General features: G+C 64.0%; 12 protein-coding genes. 6 read left to right on the top strand and 6 right to left on the bottom strand.

The window, feature by feature from the left end; genetic code table 11:
* The first annotated feature begins 78 nt into the window (after nt 1-78).
* Nucleotides 79-903 carry a class I SAM-dependent methyltransferase gene (locus AC6H4Z_RS17505; RefSeq protein ID WP_497543250.1) on the top strand — a complete coding sequence of 275 codons (825 nt, stop codon included), beginning with the start codon at nt 79-81 and terminating at the stop codon, nt 901-903.
* Here the strand turns inward: AC6H4Z_RS17505 and AC6H4Z_RS17510 are convergent.
* Nucleotides 900-2,411, bottom strand: a complete 1,512-nt coding sequence (locus tag AC6H4Z_RS17510; protein WP_497543251.1) for a lysozyme inhibitor LprI family protein — start codon at nt 2,409-2,411, stop codon at nt 900-902. The two genes, AC6H4Z_RS17505 and AC6H4Z_RS17510, sit on opposite strands and share 4 nt — an antisense overlap.
* Nucleotides 2,412-2,476: 65 nt before the next feature.
* Nucleotides 2,477-3,430, bottom strand: a complete 954-nt coding sequence (locus tag AC6H4Z_RS17515; RefSeq protein ID WP_497543252.1) for a branched-chain amino acid transaminase — start codon at nt 3,428-3,430, stop codon at nt 2,477-2,479.
* 179 nt (nt 3,431-3,609) lie between these two features.
* Between AC6H4Z_RS17515 and AC6H4Z_RS17520 the strand changes: the two genes are divergently transcribed.
* Entirely contained in the window at nt 3,610-3,939 is a 330-nt protein-coding gene (locus tag AC6H4Z_RS17520; RefSeq protein WP_497543253.1) for a PadR family transcriptional regulator, read from the top strand.
* Entirely contained in the window at nt 3,936-6,662 is a 2,727-nt protein-coding gene (locus tag AC6H4Z_RS17525; RefSeq protein WP_497543254.1) for an ABC transporter permease, read from the top strand. Before AC6H4Z_RS17520 ends, AC6H4Z_RS17525 begins: the two co-directional genes overlap by 4 nt.
* On the opposite strand, the gene AC6H4Z_RS17530 is transcribed toward AC6H4Z_RS17525, so the two are convergent.
* Nucleotides 6,663-7,052 carry a response regulator gene (locus AC6H4Z_RS17530; protein WP_497543255.1) on the bottom strand — a complete coding sequence of 130 codons (390 nt, stop codon included), beginning with the start codon at nt 7,050-7,052 and terminating at the stop codon, nt 6,663-6,665.
* Nucleotides 7,053-7,236: 184 nt separating this feature from the next.
* On the opposite strand from AC6H4Z_RS17530, the gene AC6H4Z_RS17535 reads away from it, so the two are divergent.
* The 3 genes from AC6H4Z_RS17535 (at nt 7,237) to AC6H4Z_RS17545 (ending at nt 10,030) form a co-directional block, all read left to right on the top strand.
* Nucleotides 7,237-8,310, top strand: a complete 1,074-nt coding sequence (locus AC6H4Z_RS17535; protein ID WP_497543256.1) for a hypothetical protein — start codon at nt 7,237-7,239, stop codon at nt 8,308-8,310.
* A 77-nt stretch (nt 8,311-8,387) separates the two neighbouring features.
* Nucleotides 8,388-8,852, top strand: a complete 465-nt coding sequence (locus AC6H4Z_RS17540) for a c-type cytochrome (protein WP_497543257.1) — start codon at nt 8,388-8,390, stop codon at nt 8,850-8,852.
* Nucleotides 8,853-8,890: 38 nt separating this feature from the next.
* Entirely contained in the window at nt 8,891-10,030 is a 1,140-nt protein-coding gene (locus tag AC6H4Z_RS17545) for a peptidyl-alpha-hydroxyglycine alpha-amidating lyase family protein (RefSeq protein WP_497543258.1), read from the top strand.
* Between the two features lie 118 nt (nt 10,031-10,148).
* Here AC6H4Z_RS17545 and AC6H4Z_RS17550 read toward each other — a convergent pair whose 3' ends face one another.
* From AC6H4Z_RS17550 to AC6H4Z_RS17560, 3 genes are read right to left on the bottom strand one after another with little or no spacing between them, the layout of a single operon-like run.
* Complete coding sequence (locus AC6H4Z_RS17550; RefSeq protein ID WP_497543259.1) at nt 10,149-12,464, bottom strand: outer membrane protein assembly factor BamB family protein; 2,316 nt, start codon at nt 12,462-12,464, stop codon at nt 10,149-10,151.
* On the bottom strand, nt 12,461-12,979 hold the full coding sequence (locus AC6H4Z_RS17555; RefSeq protein WP_497543260.1) for a c-type cytochrome: 519 nt from the start codon (nt 12,977-12,979) through the stop codon (nt 12,461-12,463). The genes AC6H4Z_RS17550 and AC6H4Z_RS17555 overlap by 4 nt, the downstream gene beginning before the upstream one ends.
* Nucleotides 12,976-14,382 carry a HupE/UreJ family protein gene (locus AC6H4Z_RS17560; protein ID WP_497543261.1) on the bottom strand — a complete coding sequence of 469 codons (1,407 nt, stop codon included), beginning with the start codon at nt 14,380-14,382 and terminating at the stop codon, nt 12,976-12,978. Before AC6H4Z_RS17560 ends, AC6H4Z_RS17555 begins: the two co-directional genes overlap by 4 nt.
* Nucleotides 14,383-14,424 lie beyond the last annotated feature (42 nt).

Raw genomic sequence — 14,424 nt, forward strand, 5'->3', positions numbered from 1 at the left:
GCGGCGTGCTCAGCACGCCGCCTGTTGTCGTTTCGGCGCATTGCGACGACGGCAAAGCGCCGCGACCTTTCGCGAACGATGACGACGACACCTGATCGCGACTACGTCCTCGGCACACACGACGACGAGATCGCACGACTCGGGCTTCAACACAACGTGTGGCGTCCGCATGCTCTCGCCGCGTGGCAACGAGCAGGTTTCAACGTTGGCCAGACAATCATCGATGTTGGCTGCGGGCCGGGGTACGCCACGCTCGACCTCGCGGAGCTCGTCGGGCCCACAGGGCACATTCACGCTGTGGATCGCTCACGCCGCTTTCTCGACACGCTCGACGCCAGGCGCCAAGCGCGCGGTTTAGAGAATGTGAATGCGGTTGAGTCGGATCTGGACGAACTCTCGTTCACGCCCAGCTCCGCCAACGCCGCATGGTGCCGCTGGGTGCTGGCGTTCGTCCTTCGTCCGCGCGACCTGCTGACGCGCGTTGCACGTGCGCTCAAGCCGGGCGGCGTGTTCGTGTCGCACGAATACTTCGACTACGCGTCGTGGCGCACGCTTCCCCGCTCCGCGATGTTCGAGGAGTTCGTGACGGCGACGATCGGCAACTGGCGGCGAAGTGGCGGCGAACCGGATATCGGCGCCGAGATTCCACGGTGGCTCGAGGAGCTGGACTTCGAGATCGAGTCGGTAAAGCCGCTCATCTTCGTGATCACGCCGCGAGACTACATGTGGCAGTGGCCGACCTCGTTCATGGACGTCGGCCTCACACGCCTCGTCGACCTCGGTGCAATCGATGCATCGCGGGGTGCGGAGATGGCGCTCGAGATGCGCGCGATCACGACGTCCGAACGTATGCGCATGATCACGCCCGGCGTTTTGGAAGTGATCGCGAGAAAGAAACGCTAGGAAAGACTCTCGAGTTGATGCTGTAGCTCGCGCGTTCGTCGCTCCGCCTCGTCAGCATAACATTGCGCGCGCTCGTGGGCGTACTGCTGACCATCGCCAACGTCGCGACACTCGATGTCGCGCGCGCCGAGCCAACTGTGCTGCGCCAACTTCAGCTGAACGACCGTCGCTGGATCCGGATCGGTGATCTGCGCCTTCGCTTGGCGCCGCAGCGCCGCGATGAGCCGCTCATACACAGCGTTCATCGGCTTGTCACCTCGCTCGATCGACGCGACGAGACACGCATGTTGATCCTCGGCGTCCGACGATTCGCATGCGTCAACGATTGACGCGGCACCTGGTGTCGACACGTCAGCCGGCTTGGACGAATCCGTGGTGCCAGGCGATTGCTTGGGGAGCGTGGCAGGCGGCGCGCCGCGCAAAGGTTCGTGACGACGAGTCGCCGGCGGTTGCACGAGCGGAGTAGATGGCGGCAGAGTCTCGGGCTTCACGGCGGGTTGCGAGATCGGCGCGGCACCTGGTCGCATACGGGACACTTCTCCGGCGGAGCTCGTCGTCTGCGTTGTTGCTTTCGGTACTACCGTGGGCGGTGGCTGCGGTTCGCGTTGGTATACGAGCGTCCCAGCAGCGCCAACCGCCGTGGAGATCACCGCGAGAATCACCAGGCGCGCGCCAAAACCCATACGTCCTTTCTCGGGCGTGTCCGTCGGTCTGGGAATGGGAGCGTCGGCAACCACGCGCGGTGGCGTCTCACGGCGAGGCGGCCTGGCAACGAAACTCGAGTCCGGAATCTCTTTGAGATGACTGATGAGCGTCTGTGGATCGGGCACGGCTCCACGCCGATCGCAGTTCATCATCGCGCTCAGTTCGCGAATCACACGCGGCGACAGATCGGGACGCACTTCGGCGAGCGGGCCGCCCTCGGCGTCGTCGGCCCGTCGGCCCGACAACATTTCGAAGGCGAGCTTGCCGATGGTTCGCGCATCGTCGCACGCGTCCGGAACGCCGCCGCCAGAGCCGAGCGGCGAGAACTCGAGCTCGACCAATACGCGTCCGCTGCCCTGTTGAAAGCGTACGGCGTCGCCCGGCAGCGCGCGGTGAACGATTCCGTTGTCGCGCGCCCACGCCACCGCCGACGACACCTGCTCCAGTACGCCTGCTGCGCGCGACGCCGTCAGCGGCCCCTCGGCAGTGACGACCTCATCGAGCACCAACCCGCGAACGCGCGGGCGAATCACGGCAAAGTTGCCGCCAAGCCAACGCGACTCGAGCACAGGAACGACAGTCGGATGACGGATCACGCTGAGTGTCCGCGCGTCCGACGCAAACAGCGTCAGCGAGTTGTCGTGGTCGTTGCGAGGCGCGCCGAGCACCTGGATGGTGACGTCGCGATTCAGCCCGAGGTGTCGCGCGAGGAAGGTGCGCGACCGCTTCGAGTGGCGGAGCTCGGTCTCGACACGATAGTCGGACTCGAGTGCTGCGAGATCGGGGGAAAACTCGTCAGGCATCCGTTGGCTCCGGACGAACCGTGAGCCAACGGATGCCTGCGTGAAGCGTGCCCGCGCGTGTAGTGCTAAACCGACTGCTTTGCCGCGCGCTCGGCCTGGACGTACGTGAGCCACCCATACGGATCGTCACCCTTGCCGTGCACGAGATCGAGGAACCGCTGCTGGATCTGGGTCGTGATCGGCCCACGTTTGCCGTTCCCAATCTGAATACGATCGACACTGCGTACAGGTGTCACTTCGGACGCTGTTCCGGTGAGGAACACCTCGTCGGCGGTGTAGAGCATCTCGCGAGGCAAGTCCTGCTCACGAACCGGGAAGCCGCCATCGCGCGCCAACGTGAGAATCGTGTTGCGCGTGATTCCGTTGAGCAGCGTGCCGTTGAGCGTCGACGTGTAGATCGTGCCGTTGTGCACGAGGAAGACGTTCTGGCCGGAGCCTTCGCTCACCATACCGTCTGGGCTGAGCGCGATGCCTTCCGAGAAGCCGTTGCGCAGCGCTTCCATCTTGACCAGCTGGCCGCTCAGATAGTTGCCAGCCATCTTCGCCATCGATGGAATCGTGTTCGGCGCAACGCGGTGCCAACTCGAGACACACGCGTCGACGCCATTCTCTAGCGCGCCGTCACCGAGGTACGCACCCCAGGGCCAGCACGGGATGAAGACCTCGACCGGACTGTCGAACGGCACCATGCTCGACGCGCCGTAGCCGCGCAGAACCATCGGGCGGACGTAGCAGGCATCGAGGTTGTTGCGCTCGATCAGTTCGCAGGTGGCCGCGACCAATTCGTCGAGCGAGTACTTCATGTCCATCCGGTAGATGCGGGCGGAGTCGAGCAGCCGCTGGAGATGGTCCTCGAGCCGGAAGACGGCCGGGCCGCGAGGCGTGTTATAGGCTCGAATGCCCTCGAACGCCGACGATCCGTACTGCAGGGAGTGACAGAGGACGTGAACGGTGGCATCGGCCCAGCGAACAAATTCGCCGTCGCGCCAGATCCATTCAGTCTCGTTGATCTTTGCCATGAAATTCCTCGGGAAAGGCCCGACTGGAACGACCCAGTCGTCGGCTGGTGGAAATATGCCCGGTCGCGCAATCGCACGCAAAACTGGCGGCGCCGGCCTGCCCCGACCTGGCGGAGGCCCGAGACAACCCTTTTGTTGGGGGTAGTGTCTAAGGGTAGACCCGAGGAGGAGACCGGACGATGGCCCTGCTGAAAGGCACGCTCGACGTGCTTGTGCTCAAAACGCTGTCCTGGACGCCGATGCACGCCTTCGAGATTACGACGTGGCTCGAGGAGCGATCGTCACGACGGCTCCAGGTCGACGACGCGGCGCTGCTCCAAGCGCTCCACCGGATGGAGGAGCGCAAGCTCATCGCCGCCGAGTGGGGTGTGACGAAGAACGGCCGGCGAGCGCGATACTATAAGCTCACGACCACGGGCCGGACCCATCTCCGCGCCGAATCCGAACGGCTCGTCGACCACTTCGACGCGCTAACGACGGTGCTCGCCGCCAAACGGATCGAGCGATGAGCGACGCCGATTTCCGGCCGGGCGTTCGACGCCTGTTTCGGCTCCCGGCGCGCGACGACCGCGCGCTTCACGCCGACGTCGACGCCGAGCTCGAAACGCTCTTCGCGTCGCGCATCGAGCACTTCATCGCACAGGGAATGTCCCCCGCCGACGCGCGTACCGAGGCGCTACGCCGACTCGGCGCCAGTGTCGAAGAGGTTCGCAACCAACTCCACAATTCCGCTGAAGTCCGGGAGCGACACATGCAATTCGATGAACGACTCGAGTCCTTCGCACAGGACATCCGGTACGCGGCGCGAGGACTGATCCGGCGCCCGGCGTTCACCATCGTCGCCGTCTTCACGCTCGCCATCGGCATAGGGGCAACGACGTCGATCTTCAGCGCGGTAAACGTACTGCTGCTTCGCTCCCTGCCCTTCGCTCGGCCGGCCGAACTCATGAAGGTCTCGATGGTCACACCGGCGAATGGGACGCGCGGTCCGAACGACGACATGGTCTGGTCGTATCCCAAATTCACGGTCCTTCGAGACGCGCAGCGATCGTTCAGCGATCTCTCATTGTACCAAGCGCAGCAGTACACCGCTACGAGCGGCGAGGTAGAGATCATTCGTGGCGAAGCGACTGGGGCGACCTACTTTCGAACGTTAGGCATGACGCCGTCGCGCGGCGTCGACTTCGATCGCGGCATCGACGCACAAGCAGGAGCGCCTCGCCAGGCAATCCTCACGACGGGATTGTGGACGCGCCGCTTCAATGCGGACCCAGACATCATCGGTAAGACGATCGACCTCGATCGCGAACCGTATACCATCATTGGCATCGCGCCAATCGGCTTCCAGGGACTGACCGGACGCGCGGATCTGTTCGTTCCGATCACGGCTCGGCCAGCGCAGGATCTGACCGAACCGCAGGGGCACCAGTTCTCGCTCGTGGCGCGCCGCCGCAGCGGTGTGAGCGTCGAGCAAGCAGCCGCGGAGGTACGGATCCTCGGCAAGCGGGTGAACGACGCGTATCCGAACGACAACTCCATCGGTGCGTGGGGAGCCAAGGCACAGCCGCTGAACAGCACACGCGTCACGCCAATCATCCGGCGTTCGCTGTTCATCCTCTTCGGCGCCGTCGGCTTCGTGCTGTTGATCGCGTGCGTCAACGTCGCGAATCTCCTGCTCGGCCGAGCCAGTGCGCGCCGCCGAGAGATCGCGGTCCGCTTGGCGATCGGCGCCGGGCGCGGGCGACTCGTTCGTCTGATGCTCACCGAGAGTGCGTTGCTCGCGCTCATCGGTGGAACGGCCAGTATCGGCGTTGCCTGGGCGGGAACGCGCGCGCTGAGCGCGATCAACCCGCTCGTGAATGCGCCCGGTCAGGTTCGCGGAGGTCTCGGCGCGGTCACGTTGTCATCGGTGAGTCTCGACTGGACGGCGCTGGCCTTCACGTTTGGAATCGCACTCGTCGTGGGTCTGCTGTTCGGCCTCGTGCCCGCGCTTCACGCAACGCGTGAGTCGCTCGCGACTGCAATGAAGGACGGTGTTACCGAGCGTCGTAAACGCATGCCATCGGCGCGACGAATGCTCGTCGTGGCGGAAGTCGCGCTGGCGGTCATTCTTCTCGCCGGCTCCGGACTCATGTTGCGCAGCCTCGGGAAATTGCTGGCGATCAATCCGGGTTTCGATCCGCACAACGTCCTCACACTGCGGCTCACGATTCCGCCGGGCGGGATGGCACGCGACTCGATGCCCGCGTTCTACACAGAGATGCTGGACCACCTGCGCGCCGTACCCGGTGTGGCCGACGCATCTCTCGTGAATTGCGCGCCGCTCGACGGCGGCTGCAACGGAACCAAGATCGACCTGATGGATCGACCACACGTAGAAATACCGGCGATGCCGAACATCGGCGTACACTGGGCAACGCCGACGTGGTTCTCGACGATGCGCATTCCATTCAAGCGCGGACGTCTGTTCACGCTCGCTGACCGCGCCGGCGCGCCAAATGTCGTGATCGTCAACGAAGCCGCCGCGCGAAGCTTCTGGCCCAACGAAGATCCGATCGGCAAGCGCGTTGGCGTACTGCAGGGCGGCTTCGACAAAGGAGCCGAAGTGATCGGCGTCGTCGGCGACGTGCGTCAGAATGCCGATTCGGTGGCGAAGCCAGACGTGTATCTCCCGTACTATCAGTCGCCAAGCGGGAGGATGATGATTTTCTTACGAACGAATACTGAACCGACGGCGGTGCTGCCTGACGTCCGGCGCGCGCTCCACGACGTAGCGCCGCTGTATCCCGTGTACGACGTTCGGACGATGAGCGCGCGCGCCGCCACGGCAACCTCACAGGCTCGATTCAGCGCGGTATTGCTTGGTCTCTTCGCGGCGACCGCGCTATCGCTCGCTGCGGTTGGGATCTATGGCGTGATGTCGCTCGTGGTTGCGGCACGCACGCGCGAAATCGGTATTCGAATGGCGCTGGGTGCCGACGCGCGGCGTGTGCGTCGCCAAGTCGTTGGGGAAGGACTCGGACTCGTGTCGCTTGGCGCGGCCATCGGTTTGGTTGGCGCGTTCGCGTGCACGCGAGTGCTGCGGACGATGTTGTTCGATCTCACACCGAGTGATCCGATCACGTACGTGAGCATCATCGCGGTACTAAGCGCGGCAGCGTTCGCGGCGAGTTGGATTCCTGCGCGTCGCGCAGCGACGGTGGATCCGATTTCCGCGCTGCGAGCGGACTAACTAACGCTTAGCGAGCCACTCGACTGTCTTGATCAGTTCTGGAATTGGAATCGGCTTTCGCATGACGCGCCATTTTCCTGGCGCGTCTGCGAGGTTCCAGAACTCCTCCGTCCAGCCGCTGACGTAGAGCGTCGGACGGTGGCCAATGCGCTCGGCGATTTCACGGGCGAGGTCGGCGCCGTCGGTGTCGGGAAGGCTGATGTCGAGGACCAGGACGTCGACGTTCCCGTCCATTCGATCGATCTGGGCCAGGGCATCGATGCGGCTGCCGGCGGTCGAGACCGCAAAACCGTTGAGCGATAGGATCTCGACGTACGCCTCGCAAATGGCCGGGTCGTCGTCCACCACCAGGACGCGCGGTCCGCGCACGGCGTCGTCAGCTACGGACATGGCGTGACTCGGGCCGAATGCGATCATGGGACCAGGGGACGGGTGTCGACCGACACGGGCGGACAGAGCCTCGTTCTATGAGGATCGACCGGTCCGAGCTCGAACTTGAGACTCGGGCCGGCGAACGTTCGCCTTCGCGCCGCCGTATAGAAGGAGAGACGTTTTCACGAGGATCGGAGACTTTGTGTCGGTAAAGAAACATCACGTTACCCATCGCATCGTTCGCGCCGTTGTGGCCGCTGGAATGACTGCCGCTCTCATAGCCTCTGTGGCCGCGCTGCGGCCAACGTGGCGCCACGTTCCTGGCTTGGCGTTCCGGGTGTCGGCCTCGACGCGCATCTTCGCTGGCGACGCGCCGCGCGGTCAGGACGACGAGGTGATGCGCGGTCGTGGAGTCGCCGCCGAGAATCACTCGCGTATCGAGTTTCTGGCGTACACGCCTGCGCCGCAGGGCATCACGACAGACGACTTCCTGATTTCGGTGGACTCGGGCAAGGTGTTCGTCCAGCACACCAACCCAACGCGGTACACGCCGGCCGACGACATGCTCGGAGGCCCGGGCGTCGTGGCGCTGTCGCGCATTATGGGCGGCGGAGGCGGAGGCCGCGGCGGGTTCGGCGGCGGCGCGGGTGGACCTCCGGGTGGCGGAGCTGGCGGCCGCGGTAATCGCGGCGGCGGTGGCCCTCCGGGCGGCGGAGGCGGTGGTGCTCGAGGCGGACGTGGCGGCCGAGGTGGTCGCGGCGGAATTGGCAGTGGCCTGCTGAGCCAGCTCGAACTGCTAGACGTCAAGTTCAACATCGAGAAGCTCGGCGCAGGCGAAGCGATCGAAGGCCGTCCGACGCAGCACTATCGCATCACGACGGACTATCGGATTCTGTGGGGCGACCAGGGCTTCCCCGCCCATGGCGTCACAGAGATTTGGACGACCGCGCTGCCGACGACGATTCCGAATCCATTCGAACCGCTGGTCGTTGCCGAGCAGTCGAGCGATGGACCGCTCATCGAGTACGCGCTCAAGCTGCGCGCGATTCGGTCGCAGTTGGAAGGCACGCCGATCAAGGTCGTGACGACGACGACGTTCAGCGACATCGGCGACGTCGTGGGCCTTCGCAGCTACATCGGGAACGATCCGACTGTCACGAATCCAAAGCTGACGGTCGTGCAGCAGACGCAGATCACGAACATCGCGCCAGCGGATGTCGATCCGAAGCTGTTCGTCATTCCTGACGCTGGTGCCGGGTCACCGGAACAAGACTGAGGTCTGAAGTCTCCGGTCTCAGATCTCAGAGCCGAGTGCGGCTGGCGGGCCGTCGTGCGTCGTGCGATTTTCTTGCGATGAAACGCCTTGCTCTTCTCGTTGCATCGATCGGCGCGCTTGTGGTCGTGAGCGCGCCGCGCCGCGCGGAATCGTCAACTAGCCTGCGCCGGCCACGCGTCCATCGCATTGCACGCACGACCTGGGATAGCGTCTACTCGGATTCGCAGGCAACGCGCGGCGACACGCTCTACAAGAACACCTGCGCCAAGTGCCACGGCCCCGCGCTCGCTGGTACAGATTCGGCCGCGGAACTCGTCGGGAAGTCCTTTCTCGCCAACTGGGACGGGCTGACGCTCGACCAGTTGTACGACAAGGTCTACACGTCGATGCCGCCCGACAATCCGAAGTCCGTGCCGCGCGGACAGCTCGCGGACATTCTCGCGTACGTCCTGTCGCAGAATCACTTTCCCGCCGGCAAACAGCCGCTGACCGACAACATGGATCAGCTGAAGGACATCACGCTGTTGAAGAGCCACCCGTAAGGCCTAGGCCCACCACTAGAGCGGATCGGAGACAACTCATGCGTTGGAACGCGCGCGTAGTGTGCACGACGATCGCGACGATTGCCGTGTCCTTGCCGGCGATGGCGCAGGCGACGACATCGCAACAAGCGACCATGGCGCCAATCAATGATCTCCCGAACCCATATCGAACGGTCGAGGGCTGGGCAAAGCTGCCACAGGGCCGGGCGCCGTGGGGATCGACGAGCGCCGTCGCCATCGACCGCGACGGCCAGAGCATCTGGGTCGCCGAGCGATGTGGCACGAATAGCTGCGTGGGTTCGACGATCGACCCGGTGATGAAGTTCGACGCGAATGGAAACATGCTGACGCACTTCGGCGCCGGCATGCTCGTGTTTCCTCATGGTATTCTCGTCGATCGCGAGGGCAACGTCTGGGTGGTGGACGGCGCGCCACCAGGCGGTGGCGGCCGTGGCCGCGGCGGCGCCGCGCCGGCAGCTGACGCGCCACCACCACCTGCGCCGACGACCGGGCATCAGATTTTCAAGTTCAGCCCCGACGGGAAGCTCCTGCTGACCCTCGGCAAGGCGGGTGGTGGGCGAGATCCGGAGTTCTTCTTCCAGCCGAACTCGATCCTCATCGCGCCGAACGGCACCATCTTCGTTTCGGAGGGACATGCGTCGTCGCCGGGCAGCACGGCGCGCGTATTTAAGTTCTCGAAAGACGGAAAACTCATCAAGGCGTGGGGCACATTCGGAGAAGGCCCCGACGACTTCAACCAGCCGCACGCGCTGGCGATGGACTCGAAAGGCCGCCTGTTCGTCGGCGACCGGAGCAACAACAGGATCAAGATCTTCGACCAGGACGGCAAGCTGCTCGACACCTGGTACCAGTTCAGCCGCCCGAGCGGAATCTTCATCGACAAAGACGACAACATCTACGTCGCCGACTCGGAGTCACAGTCGGTCGGCAACGGACGCGACCGTCAATGGACGCGCGGCATTCGCGTCGGCAGCGCGAAGGACGGAACGGTGAAGTATTTCATTCCCGACCCGGTCGCAAAGGCCACGAACACAAGCTCCGCCGAAGGAATCGCGGTCGATGCAAAGGGCAACATCTGGGGCGCTGAGGTCGGTCCGACGACGTACGGTCCCGGGTTTGAGAATCGCTCGCTGCTGAAGAAGTACGTCAAGCAATAGGAAACGGCAGCGACGCGAGAAACACCGCAGACTCACGCGGATGATTCTCAATCTTCCTAGCGCGAAAAAGCCCCCGGCGAAAATGCCGAGGGCTTTGTTGCTTGCCTGAGCGCCGGTGTTAGTGCTGCGCGCCGCCTCGCGGTAGCGCCAAAGCGATGAGACCCGACGGCCCGCCGGTTCCCGAAGCAAACACGATGTACTGTTTGCCCTGGTGCAGGAACGTCATTGGCACCGCGGTGTTCACGGCCGGAATGCTCACTGCACCCACCTGCTTGCCGGTCGCCTTGTCGAACGCGTAGAGGCGCGGACCCGCGCCAGCTCCGCCACCACGACCGCCACCCTGGGCGCCAGGAGCGCCAGCGCGCCCACGACCGCCTGCCGCACCGCCGCTACGGCCGGTGCCGTTGATCACCAGCGTCTTGGTGGTAATGACCTCAGGCTGTCCGCCAACCGCCGGAATCTTCGGCAGGGCCACGCCGGCAAACATCGGGTCGTTGGAGGTCTGCTCGCGCCAGAGGTTGCCGTTCGGCACCCACCACTTCTTGTCACCCGTGTTCATATCGTACGCGGTGACACCGCCCATTTCCTTCGGCTTGAGAATCGACACGCCGCCGATCGTGGTGACAGCGCCGACGCGCGCGAAACCGCCGGCGCGTCCGCCGCCTTCAGCCGCGGCGGGCGAGGAGTAGCCCGCCGGAGGCGCTGCGGCGCCCGGCTTGCCGCAACTGTTGTGTGGCGACGTGAAGTCGAGTTCAGAACACGGATCCTTCTGCACCGCGATCGTGCTCATGCCCGTCTGACCGCCGACGTAGATCATGCCCGTTTCCGGATCGGCTGCGGTACCGCCATCGATGTTCACACCACCGCTCGCACCAGGCGAATACCATGAGCAGGTGTATTGCGACTTGCCGTTCTTGCCCTTTCCGTCGGCCGGCGATGCGGGAATGAAGTACGGACCCATGCGGCACTTCTGCGCGAGCTTGAGCGCCGAGTCCTTGATCGCGGGCGTGTAGTCGATGAGGTCTGCTTCGAGCATGCCCTGTTGCGAATACGGCGCGGGGCGCGACGGAATCGGCTGCGTGGCCGACGTCTGTTCGCCTGGCACTTCACTCTGCAACACAGGCGTCTCGACGATCGGCCAGATCGGCTCGCCCGTGACGCGATCGAGCGTGTACACCCAACCCTGCTTCGTCGTCGAGGCGATGATCTTTCGCGGGCGACCATTCACGGTCACGTCGAGAAGGTTCGGCGCCATCGGCACGTCATAGTCCCAGATGTCGTGGTGCACGAGCTGATAGTGCCACTTGCGTAGACCCGTCTTCACGTCGATCGCGACGATCGAATTGCCAAACAGATTGTCGCCAGGCCGATGACCGCCGTATTCGTCGGTGAGCGGCATTCCGACGGGGATATACACGAGGCCGAGTTCGGGATCGGCGGTGTACGTCGCCCACGGGTCGTTTTTGCCGACGCCGTCGCTGCCGACCTTGGAACCGCTCTTCCATGTGTCCGCGCCGAACTCACCCGGCTGCGGAATGAGATTGAACTTCCAGAGCTGCTTGCCAGTGTGCATGTCGAAGCCGCGCACCGTACCCGGAATGTTGTGCTTGTGCAGCGGGTAGTAGCCGTGGATCGCCGAGTTGCCGACGACGATCACGTCGCCGACGACGATCGCGGGCGACGAATTGGCGATTTGTCCGGCAGCCGGATCAATGCCCATCGTGCCGTCTGCGCCAGTCTTCGTCGTGGCGTTCCACTTTTCGCCCGGCTTCGCTTTGCGCGCTGGATACGCTTCGCTGATTTCGAGCGAATTCGTATCGTCGACGGCGAGCGGAACGAGCGGATATCCGAGTCCTTCCATCAGATCGACGACGCCATTCTTGCCGACTTTTGGATCGCCCTTGCCAGTCTTCGCATCGAGGATCGCGAGATGGTAGCCAGGCGTAACGATGATGACGCGCTCGTTCGTGCCGTCGGTCCAGTAGGAGAGTCCGCGGCCGGCGAACTGACGCGGCGCCTTCTGCCAACGGATGCCTTCGTCGATGCCCCAGTCCCAGAGCGTCTTGCCCGTGGACGGATCGACGCCGAATGCCTTGCGGCGAGTCGTGGCGACGGTGAACAGTCGGCCGTTCGCGTACAATGGCGTCGTGCGATAATACTCATCGTCGCCGTAGCTCGACGCGTCCCATCGCCACGCAACCTGCAGCGAGTCGAAGTTCGACGCATTGATCTGATCGAGCGCGGAGTAGCGTGAGCTCCACGCGTCGGCGCCCCAGTAGCGCCACTCACCAGGCTTGTTGCCGCGCACGAGCGCGGCCGCCTGTTTTGCACTCGATTGTTTCGCGTATAGCACGAACGCGCCCGACAGCAGCGCGCCGGCAAAGAACGACATTCCCAGATTGCGTGGCCAACCGGTCAGCCAACGTCGCGTCATGGCTTCTTCCTCGTTGCGGTGGAGGTGCCGCTGGACTTCACTTCGATTCGGAACTTCTTGAGCGAGTCGGCATCCGGGTACAGCTCGTCCTTGCCGACGGGCATTGCGTTCATCTTGAGCAGATACGCTACGACATCAGCGACGTCTTCGGGAGCCAACGTGCCCGGGTCGTTCTTGGGCATGCGCTCGCTGATGAACGTGAATAGATCAGACAAAGGCTTGCCGCGCCACCACTGGGCGAACGTCGCCCCTGTGTGGGACGTGGGCGAATGACAGGACCGACATGTGCCGGTGTACAGGTTCTTGCCGCGATTGGCCTGGTCGGTCGTATAGATCCCACTCAACGTCGACGGGCCCGACCGCGCGGCCGGCTTGGTGGTAGCAGACGCTGACTGCACGGGCTTTCCCGCCGGTTTCGGAGTCTGTCCATGCAGCTGAGCGGCTGAGACGGCGATGAGGCACGCGGCGACGGCCAAGGTCCAGCGCGACCGCGATTGAACGACGGCATGACTCACAGATCCGACTCCGCTCCTTGCGTAAGACTCGGCCCGATTTCCTGAGGACCACGCGGTGGCCCCAGACGCCGACGCAGCTCGATCATCGCCCACGCGGCCCCACCAACGATAAGCAGCAGCATGAGCGCCCGCATCCCGCCGGCGACGAATTCCGCGTCGATCGTGGGCAGACGAAACTCGTACTGCGAGAGCACAGCGCCGCGGTCCAACATCCAGTGCCACGCGGTGTGCGCCACGAATGCGGAGAGAATGATCGTCCCCATGCGCTCTTTGACGCCGTACTTGAAGAGAAGCACCAACGCTGGAACGGTGAGCGCCAGTACGAATAGTTGGCCGAGCTCGACACCGACGTTGAACGCGACGAGCGACGTGGCGAGGTGCGCGCCGGCAAACTGCAGCGACTCGCGCAGCGCGAAGGAAAATCCGAACCCGTGCACGAGTCCAAAACCAAACGCGATCAGTGCGCGTCGCTCGAGCTTTGGCCCCACAATGTTCTCGAGCGCCATGTATACAATGGACAGCGCAATCAGGACCTCGATCAACGGCGGAAACCACGCGGCAGTCGGCGCGAGGCCCGCGGCCGATGCGATGAGCGTGATCGAGTGCGCGACGGTGAACGACGTGATGATCGCCACGAGCGGACGTATCCGCCGGAACGGAATCACGAGGCAGAACACGAACAGCAAGTGGTCGATGCCGTCGAGGATATGCTCAAAGCCGAGTCGAACGAACGCCAGCGCCGCCTGGTACCATCGCGGGTCGAGCCGCACGAGGCCAGGATTGCCGACGTACTCGAACGCGCGCTCGGCGCCGTTCGGCGGCACGAAGCGCAGCACGGTGTTCGTCCGTACCCCAAGACGGGCGAGCGCCGGATTGATCGAGAAATGCGATTGATCGGAGGTGATCTTGTAGTCGATCTCGACGTCGAGCATCGCCTGCTGCCAGGCAATGTCTGTCGTCGCGGGCAGCGGCGGCTCGTCGAAATGCGACACGGCGCGCTGGTAGTTCTCGAACGACCGATCGGACGGCAGCGACACACGCGTGGCGACGATCTGCCCGTCGGTGAGGCGCGTGTCTTCCTCGTAGAGATGGACGTCGTCGGCAATCCAGATCTTGGTCGCCTGAGGGAGCAGCGGCGCGAGCTCGGGGAGCCGCAGATATCCCGGTCCGCGCAGCGGAAATTCCATGTCCCGAATCGCTTCGAGCGGCACGCGAACGATCAGCCGCAAGCGATCCCCCGCCGGCTTCACGAATGCCAGAATGGTGACGCTCTTCGGAATCTCGTGCGCCTCACTTGCCGGCGGCGCAATGAGCAATAGGCCGAGCGCAAGGATCAGCGCCCAACGTATGCCCAGTCCTGCGTTCCACTTCCCTCTCGCCGCTCTAACGGTTCGACTATCCATGACGTAAACTTTGCGCGTGGTACGTCGGCGCGCGAGTATTCA

It is taken from the genome of Leucogemmata humicola, from assembly GCF_055379415.1.

Bases quoted from the DNA above. Each gene is read 5' to 3' on its own strand.
- AC6H4Z_RS17520 (WP_497543253.1), top strand. From the start codon at position 3,610: ATGGCCCTGCTGAAAGGCACGCTCGACGTGCTTGTGCTCAAAACGCTG.
- AC6H4Z_RS17545 (WP_497543258.1), top strand. From the start codon at position 8,891: ATGCGTTGGAACGCGCGCGTAGTGTGCACGACGATCGCGACGATTGCC.
- AC6H4Z_RS17505 (WP_497543250.1), top strand. From the start codon at position 79: ATGACGACGACACCTGATCGCGACTACGTCCTCGGCACACACGACGAC.
- AC6H4Z_RS17530 (WP_497543255.1), bottom strand. From the start codon at position 7,052: ATGTCCGTAGCTGACGACGCCGTGCGCGGACCGCGCGTCCTGGTGGTG.
- AC6H4Z_RS17515 (WP_497543252.1), bottom strand. From the start codon at position 3,430: ATGGCAAAGATCAACGAGACTGAATGGATCTGGCGCGACGGCGAATTT.
- AC6H4Z_RS17525 (WP_497543254.1), top strand. From the start codon at position 3,936: ATGAGCGACGCCGATTTCCGGCCGGGCGTTCGACGCCTGTTTCGGCTC.
- AC6H4Z_RS17540 (WP_497543257.1), top strand. From the start codon at position 8,388: ATGAAACGCCTTGCTCTTCTCGTTGCATCGATCGGCGCGCTTGTGGTC.
- AC6H4Z_RS17560 (WP_497543261.1), bottom strand. From the start codon at position 14,382: ATGGATAGTCGAACCGTTAGAGCGGCGAGAGGGAAGTGGAACGCAGGA.
- AC6H4Z_RS17510 (WP_497543251.1), bottom strand. From the start codon at position 2,411: ATGCCTGACGAGTTTTCCCCCGATCTCGCAGCACTCGAGTCCGACTAT.
- AC6H4Z_RS17550 (WP_497543259.1), bottom strand. From the start codon at position 12,464: ATGACGCGACGTTGGCTGACCGGTTGGCCACGCAATCTGGGAATGTCG.